The sequence below is a fragment of the Galbibacter sp. L-19 genome (genome assembly GCF_056857615.1).
The window spans coordinates 1-6,990 of record NZ_JBSXNL010000061.1 but is presented as its reverse complement, the minus strand read 5'-3'; the positions used below and the strand labels follow the sequence as shown (position 1 = coordinate 6,990).

Here is a 6,990-nt window from a genome sequence, read left to right as displayed (position 1 = left end):
TATCATTGTTTTTTTCTTTTTTTTCTCATGGATTCACCTTTAAGTTCCACTCTATGTGCTGCATGTACCAGTCGATCTAAAATAGCATCAGCAATAGTTTGTTCTCCGATAATTTGATGCCATCCCATAATTGGTAGTTGTGAGGCTATGATAGTAGCACGTTTTCCATGTCTGTCTTCGATGATTTCCATAAAAGCTTGTCTTTTATTAGTATCAAGTTCTTGAAGTCCAAAATCATCAAGAATGAGCAAATCCTGTTTTTCTATTCTATCGATTTCTTTCATGTATGAACCGTCTGCTTTAGCTAGTTTGAGTTTAGCAAAAAGCTTATTGATATTGTAATATTTGACTTTATACCCTAGAGAACAAGCTTGGTATCCAATAGCTGAGGCAATAAAGCTTTTACCAACACCTGTGCTTCCTGTAATGAGTATGTTTTCCTTGTTTTTAATAAACTCGCACGATGTGAACCTAATTAATAGGTTTTTGTCAATCATTCGGCTGGATTCAAAAGATATCTCTTCTACAGAAGCTTTATATCTAAACTTGGCTGCTTTGGTTAATCGTTCTATTTTTCTATTGTGTTTATCATCCCATTCAGATTGTAATAAATACGCTACTAGCTCATCATTAGTATATGCTAGATGATTTGCTTCTAGTGTTGTCGTAAAGGCTCTATGCATGCCATATAGCCTTAGTTGTTTCATTTGTTGTAATGTTTGGTCATTCATAATTTATAATGATTTAATTATTTATAATAATCGCCCCCTCTGATGTTTCCATGCTTAGGGATTGTAGATTCTGTATTGGTATCTTCCTGTATAAAATCCAATCCTTTTTCAAGAATACTTTTAACACTTTGATAATTGATGCGTTCATAATCTAAAGCTCGTTTACAAGCATTATCAAGACGTTCATTCCCAACTTTTTTAGCTAGCCCTAATACACCAGCACAAGATTTATAGGATTGTTCAGGATGTTGTCTTTTTCCTAATAATAAAGTGATGAAAGTTTTACAATGGCCTCCAATACCTTCAGCCCAATTTAAAAAGGTGTCAGGATTCCAATCAGCTACATAACGATGTGTTGAAGGCATATGCTCGCTATCGGTAGTGTAACCATGACGTTTTAAGCCTCTTTTATGAACAGCAATCCGTTTTTGCTTATAGTAAATTTCAACGGTGTCTTTTGTATAAATGATGCGAACCTTCTTTCCTATATAACGATAAGGAACGCTGTAATAATGCTTATCTTTATTAATGTGGATATGAGAGGTCTTATATACTGTTCCCATTAGGTAGGCACGTAGTTGATATTTATCTGTAGGCAATGGCAATAATTCTTCTTGCTCCAAAGATGTAAATAAATCTAACCTAGAACAGTCCCTTGCTTGAAAGTTAATTTTATTATGCTTCCCCGTGAGTTCTAATACAGCTTCATTTAAAGCACTTAAGGTATAATAATCATTCCCATTTAATGGAGCAAAAACTCTTGTGTAGATAATCTTTACAGCATTTTCTACTAGTGCCTTATCTCTTGGACGATAGGTTCTTGTTGGAAGTATCGTGGTATCATAATGAGTTGCCATAGCCAATAAACTCTCATTAAGGATAGGCTCATACTTGCTACTTTTTGTAACAGCTGACTTTAAGTTATCAGTTACTATTGCTCTAGGAACGCCTCCGAAAAAATGTAATGCACCTACTATGCACCCAATAAAATCCTCTCGTTTTTGTGAACGACAAGCTTCTACATAGGTATAGCCGCTTGCTCCTAGTACAGCAATAAATACTTCCATTTCTTTTAGTAAACCAGTAGCGGGATCTATGATAGCTAATTTCTTTCCTGTGAAGTCCACAAACATTTTATCCCCAGCCTTATGGTTAAATCGCATGACTGGATTTTGAGTACGAGACCAAACTCTATACAAATGACAAAATCTAGAATAAGAGATAAATACCTTTTTATTTTGATAATAGTCCTCCCAGATCATGTAACGAGTAACTCCAACCTTTTTAAGGCGTTTGCTTACCTCTGGGTATAACTTAAAAACATACTCATGACGAGTCGTTATGTGGGTCTCATCAATATGCAATAATATACGTAAATCTTCAAAACCAAGCTTATCAACCTCTTCACTTGTAAGCTTGCTCTTTAGTAATAATTCGATGTATTTGCGAACAGTATTCCTGGATATACCAAGTTGTTTACTGATGCTCCGCTTACTAACTCCTTGAGTATGTAAACGATATAATTGTTTGATTTTTCGCATGTCTAAATGTGTGTTTGCCATGGTTATTTTTCTTGATTATAACCATACAAGTTATTTAATACATGCTCTTTCTAGAGGTGGGTCAATTTAGACAGGAATACCTGGGTCACTTTAAATAGGATTCAGTGGGTCACTTTCGCAGGATTACATGGGTCAGTTTGGCAAGAATTTCCACATTGGAGCAATTGGATTTACCCGATAATGTATCACATCAAAGGCAATGGTATAGAATTTAACGTTCCTCTCCTTAAACAAGGGGTAGGCGATTTCGGTAAGTTCAAAATCCTTGTAATCATGGATGACCCCACAAAAGCCGTGCTTGCTGAAGTGTTGCAGAAAATTATAGACTACGCTTTCGGTCTTGCCACTGCCTGCCGAACCAATGACAGAAGCGCCCCGCCTTATATTGTCCGCCTTGAAACTACCGTTCCTTAACTTGAACCGTACCTTATATTTTTTATCGGTTCGTTCGCCCTTTTCACCATACAACAATCCATAGAGTACCGTGCCCACGAACAATGTTGGGACAATAATGTAAAGAATAATATGTTCAATTTGCCAGTTCATATCCCTATGGAGCCTGATTCAATGGCCTTGCCAATCCCCTTTTTCAGTGTATTTATAGCCTTCATGGTAAGCTGGAGCTTATTGGTCGGAATGCTGAGCAAAGCTGTATTGACCCCTGATTTTTGAAGCAGTTTAAAAGCAACCGCCCTTTCGTTGGTGGGGAGCTTCGTAATCATGGAAAAATACAGTTTGGGATTCTTTAAAAAGGTTTTACGTGCGGCATAGGTCTCTACATAGTTCCGTTTGTACCCGAACATGCCATCAAAAGTCTTTTCTGCATTTTTGACAAAGGTGTCCCTGTCAAAACCCCGTTTGACGGTCTTGCCGTTCATTTCCACTTCGGAAGCCTTGTACTTGCTCCCAGGCGAAAGACTATATCGGTTGGAGGCATCCTTACGGCTTACGATGATATGGATATGGCTTTGTGGTCCCGGTTTGGGTATGTCCCTAACGATGCGTTTTCCATTCAGTTGATGTGGAGCTTCCCGTTCCAATCGCTGGATGTCCTTTTGCAGTTTTCTGATGTTCCCCATACTTTCCCCACGTTCTATGCTTCGGATTTCCTTTTTGATTTGCAGTATCTTGGTAGCATAGGGTTGGTTTTCGATAATCTGTTTATCGTTGCCCTTAAAGGTCCTTTGCCGTTCCACCTTGGCATAGTATTTAATATCCTCCACCCTTACAGGCTTGCCATCAATTTCCCTATTGAAGGCCTTGGCATATTCTTTCATGGCTTCCTGGGTATATTGTTTCAGAGCTTCGGGAGAATCCTGTATGGCCTTCAGTTCCCGCGCACTTGGATTTAGTGTAATGGAATAGAACTTGGGCTCGGTCTTTTTCAGTTTGGCCGTGTTTCCGTCTATTTCCTCAATCACTTCCTTCGCGGATATTTCATCTCCGAACTGGTCAAAGAAATGTTCCATTTCGACGGTAGTTTTTCCTTCATTTTCCTTTTCGAGATAGTCCACAAAATCGGCGGCACTTTGGGCATAATTGCCCTCAAGCTTCTGTGCGGTGATGGTGATATACATTCTACAGTCCTTTTTTTAGTTTTTCAAATTCGCTTTTGTCCATGTCCAGTTTATAATGCCCTTTGCCAAAAGTTCCCTTTACGTAGGTCAGTTGATCCAATAAATTTTCTACTCGGTTTTTATAATTTCCAAGTTGTTGTTGCATTTCTTCGTAGCGGTTCCGGTAATGTTCCATTTCAGTATCCCTGGAAAAAGGTTCGGGTGTTCCAAAATCAAAATCTTCTTCTTTTTCTTCGCGACCTTCCTCTTGGGACATTTCCTGAAAGAGGGTATCCAGCATTGCTTTAGTGGGTAGAGTCTGGTGCTTCTCGATATTTTTCAGGATGGCAATGACTGCATTGATGCGTTTGTTGGTTCGGTTGTTCTTGATACCAAGGTCATCGTTAGGGGAAAGATCGTTCCACTCAAAAAAGTTCATGACCGTTTCCAAGGTACTGGTATGGGAGTCCGACACCAAACGGGAAAATTCCCGAAAGCGTGCCGCCACTTCCTTTTTGATACTGATAGCGGAAAAACGATATTTTTGGTAAGCATCTTCCATTTTTACTGTAAAAAACTGCCTGTTTATAGGCGATTTGGCCGCATTTACTGTAAAAGCCCTTGATTGTCAATTATTTACTTATTATTAAATAGCTGATTATAAGCTTTTTACAGTCAAATCGATATCCGTAACACCGCTCTGCGTGTTACCCTCTTGCTCTTCGATTTCGTCTGCCAAAGGCAGACCAAAATTTTCAGACACCCAACCCATGTTGGATGCCCCATTTCTTGTTTATGGATTGGTCATTTAAGGAAAGTCAAATCACCAGATAATCTGGATTGGCAATGACCAAAAGATATTGCTGTGCAACCCTCTAAAGATACATTTTTCAACGTATTGGACATAGAAAAAGCCCATCATAATAAATGGGCTTGTTTGGTTCAATTTGGTGTTCAGATATTGAAAATATACTTGTAATTGTATAGATTTCGTATCGCTTCTTCTTCCAACAGGGTTTTGTAATTTACATAGTGTTCCCTGGCATAGTTCCTAAGTTGCTCCCCAAAGCGCTTTTCCACTTCCTTTTTGGACATGGAAAGCAAACGCTCTTGGGTCTCTGTGTCGAGGTTGTTATAATTAAGATAGACCATCATTTTAAATTTTGGGTTGCTTACAGGTCGTATAGGTCTGGGTCAAAACCATCGGGATAATCCCCGAGGTCTTGCCCATCTTCCAACCATTTTTCAAATTCAATATTTTTTATCTCAATATTCATTTGGCAACATCAACGTATCATTCACAAAGTACAACCGCAGTTCATCCAAAGGAAAATCGGTAACATTATATCTATGCTTTTCAAGTACATTGCCGTTTCCATCGCTATAAATTATTTCAGCTTCATAGCCTGCATTATCCTTTTCTTCTTCCGATAGCCTTTTAAAATCTATTGTGATAAAGCGGCTTCGGTTCAACAGACTTTTGGCGATTACGGAAACATCGGTTATTAGCCAAAAACATTCCGCTACATTGGCTAAATATTTCAACCCGCTCGTAAAGCGGGTGCGTATCAATGGGATTTGATAGAACATTTCAGAACCGTGAAAATATTGCAATCCTTCTTTTATTTCGTTAACTTGTGCTTTCATTGTTATCTCTTTTTTAGAATTAATGATGAAAAGAAGAGGGCACAAACTAATTGAAAACTGGTATTAGTGCCCTCTTTCCTTTTTACTTACTACCCAATAGCAGGATTTCATCGGCTACCACTTCGGTTACATAGCGTTGGTCGCCATCATTGGTGGTATAGGTTCGCGTCTTTAATTTTCCGACCACAGCGATTTCCTTGCCCTTTTCTGCATACTTTTCGATGATGTCGGCAGTCTTGCCCCAAGCGACAACGGTGTGCCAATTGGTGTCCGTCTGTTTCTCGCCCTTGCTGTTTTTGTAGTTTTCATTGGTAGCCAATGAGAATCGGGCTACTTTCTTGCCACTTTCAAGGTTCGTAATTGTTGGTTCCTGTCCAACATTTCCAATTAACTGTACGTGATTTTTAATTGTACTCATAATAAAAAGGTTTAAAAGATTAATAATTCCCCTATTGGTTTAAGGTTCCCATTTTCATGGGAATGCAATTAAATTTTAAGGGGTGTTTGTATGATTTCTTTCGTGCAGAGCACAATGGATGGAGTGGGTTTTGTCAAGACTTTTGGGGAACAAATCAGGAGTGTCTGCGACGTAGCAAAATCCTTGGATTTTCAAGGAAGTAGAAACCTTATTTTTACCTGAAACTTGTATAGTCTTGACAAGTTCCATAAGGGCATTAGCAATTCTTTTAAGCGCATTTGCGTTCGAGCGTACCGGCAGTTAAGCGAGAAAAGGAAATGGGGTTATATTAGAATTGGTTATGTCCTGCCTGTTTTTCGATGCCCCGAAAAACAACAAAGGCTCCATCCATTATAAACCCCTTAAAATGTATGGGGCAAAGGTTCTGTTTTTAAGAATTATCGAGCAAAGACCCAAGAAGGATTTGCCGTTAATTCTGTTAAAAAAACGAAAGCTTTGACCTTCCGATTACAAGCGGACTTAATTCACGGTTTTAGCTAGGGAACTGAGCCCTTCGGCTACGCTCAGGACAGGCTATCCTTCCCAGAGCAGCGGGAAGGGTTAGCGAAGTGGAAAGCAAAAACCGAGGATTGTGTCCAAGACTTTTTAGAGAAGCTCTTTGCCCGAAATGTAGCTTTTTGCGAAATGTAGCGGCAATGTGCTGAACGGTTTATAAAACGGAATAATCTTTTGGAGTAGGGTTTAAAGCGGACTTAATTCTCGATTTTGGCTTGGGAACTGAGCCCTTCGGCTACGCTCAGGACAGGCTATCCTTCCCAGAGCAGCGGGAAGGGTTAGCGAAGTGGAAAGCAAAAACCGGGGATTGTGTCCAAGACCTTTTTAGAGAAGCTCTTTGCCCGAAATGTAGCTTTTCGCGAAATGTAGTGGCAATGTGCTTGGAAATTCTTGCCAAACTGACCCATGTAATCCTGCGAAAGTGACCCACTGAATCCTATTTAAAGTGACCCGGGTATTCCTGTCTAAATTGACCCACCTCTAGAAAGAGCATGTATTAAATAACTTGTATGGTTATAATC

The 6,990-nt window shown here is 39.3% G+C and carries 8 protein-coding genes; all 8 read right to left on the bottom strand.

Annotation, left to right across the window (positions count from 1 at the left end):
* Window positions 1-2: 2 nt before the first annotated feature.
* The 8 genes from istB to AC13CQ_RS11450 all read right to left on the bottom strand — a co-directional run bounded on the left by istB (window position 3) and on the right by AC13CQ_RS11450 (window position 5,914).
* On the bottom strand, window positions 3-731 hold the full coding sequence (istB, locus tag AC13CQ_RS11485; protein WP_008610934.1) for an IS21-like element helper ATPase IstB: 729 nt from the start codon (window positions 729-731) through the stop codon (window positions 3-5).
* 17 nt (window positions 732-748) lie between these two features.
* Window positions 749-2,293, bottom strand: coding sequence for an IS21 family transposase (gene istA, locus AC13CQ_RS11480; RefSeq protein WP_337899965.1), 1,545 nt, complete (start codon window positions 2,291-2,293; stop codon window positions 749-751).
* Window positions 2,294-2,425: 132 nt separating this feature from the next.
* Complete coding sequence (locus tag AC13CQ_RS11475; protein WP_482882906.1) at window positions 2,426-2,839, bottom strand: hypothetical protein; 414 nt, start codon at window positions 2,837-2,839, stop codon at window positions 2,426-2,428.
* The gene (gene mobB / locus AC13CQ_RS11470; protein ID WP_482882905.1) at window positions 2,836-3,870 is read right to left on the bottom strand and encodes a MobB family relaxase; all 1,035 of its coding nucleotides are present in this window, start codon (window positions 3,868-3,870) and stop codon (window positions 2,836-2,838) included. Before mobB ends, AC13CQ_RS11475 begins: the two co-directional genes overlap by 4 nt.
* A 1-nt stretch (window position 3,871) precedes the next feature.
* Window positions 3,872-4,411 carry a BfmA/BtgA family mobilization protein gene (locus AC13CQ_RS11465; RefSeq protein WP_482882904.1) on the bottom strand — a complete coding sequence of 180 codons (540 nt, stop codon included), beginning with the start codon at window positions 4,409-4,411 and terminating at the stop codon, window positions 3,872-3,874.
* 392 nt (window positions 4,412-4,803) lie between these two features.
* Window positions 4,804-5,001, bottom strand: a complete 198-nt coding sequence (locus tag AC13CQ_RS11460; protein ID WP_117019862.1) for a hypothetical protein — start codon at window positions 4,999-5,001, stop codon at window positions 4,804-4,806.
* A gap of 114 nt (window positions 5,002-5,115) precedes the next feature.
* Window positions 5,116-5,496 carry a DUF6876 family protein gene (locus AC13CQ_RS11455; RefSeq protein WP_117019427.1) on the bottom strand — a complete coding sequence of 127 codons (381 nt, stop codon included), beginning with the start codon at window positions 5,494-5,496 and terminating at the stop codon, window positions 5,116-5,118.
* Between the two features lie 82 nt (window positions 5,497-5,578).
* Window positions 5,579-5,914, bottom strand: a complete 336-nt coding sequence (locus tag AC13CQ_RS11450) for a single-stranded DNA-binding protein (protein ID WP_117019428.1) — start codon at window positions 5,912-5,914, stop codon at window positions 5,579-5,581.
* Window positions 5,915-6,990 lie beyond the last annotated feature (1,076 nt).

What these genes read in the sequence shown, in the direction of transcription:
- istB (WP_008610934.1), bottom strand. Translation starts at nt 731, where the DNA reads ATGAATGACCAAACATTACAACAAATGAAACAACTAAGGCTATATGGC.
- istA (WP_337899965.1), bottom strand. Translation starts at nt 2,293, where the DNA reads ATGGCAAACACACATTTAGACATGCGAAAAATCAAACAATTATATCGT.
- AC13CQ_RS11475 (WP_482882906.1), bottom strand. Translation starts at nt 2,839, where the DNA reads ATGAACTGGCAAATTGAACATATTATTCTTTACATTATTGTCCCAACA.
- mobB (WP_482882905.1), bottom strand. Translation starts at nt 3,870, where the DNA reads ATGTATATCACCATCACCGCACAGAAGCTTGAGGGCAATTATGCCCAA.
- AC13CQ_RS11465 (WP_482882904.1), bottom strand. Translation starts at nt 4,411, where the DNA reads ATGGAAGATGCTTACCAAAAATATCGTTTTTCCGCTATCAGTATCAAA.
- AC13CQ_RS11460 (WP_117019862.1), bottom strand. Translation starts at nt 5,001, where the DNA reads ATGGTCTATCTTAATTATAACAACCTCGACACAGAGACCCAAGAGCGT.
- AC13CQ_RS11455 (WP_117019427.1), bottom strand. Translation starts at nt 5,496, where the DNA reads ATGAAAGCACAAGTTAACGAAATAAAAGAAGGATTGCAATATTTTCAC.
- AC13CQ_RS11450 (WP_117019428.1), bottom strand. Translation starts at nt 5,914, where the DNA reads ATGAGTACAATTAAAAATCACGTACAGTTAATTGGAAATGTTGGACAG.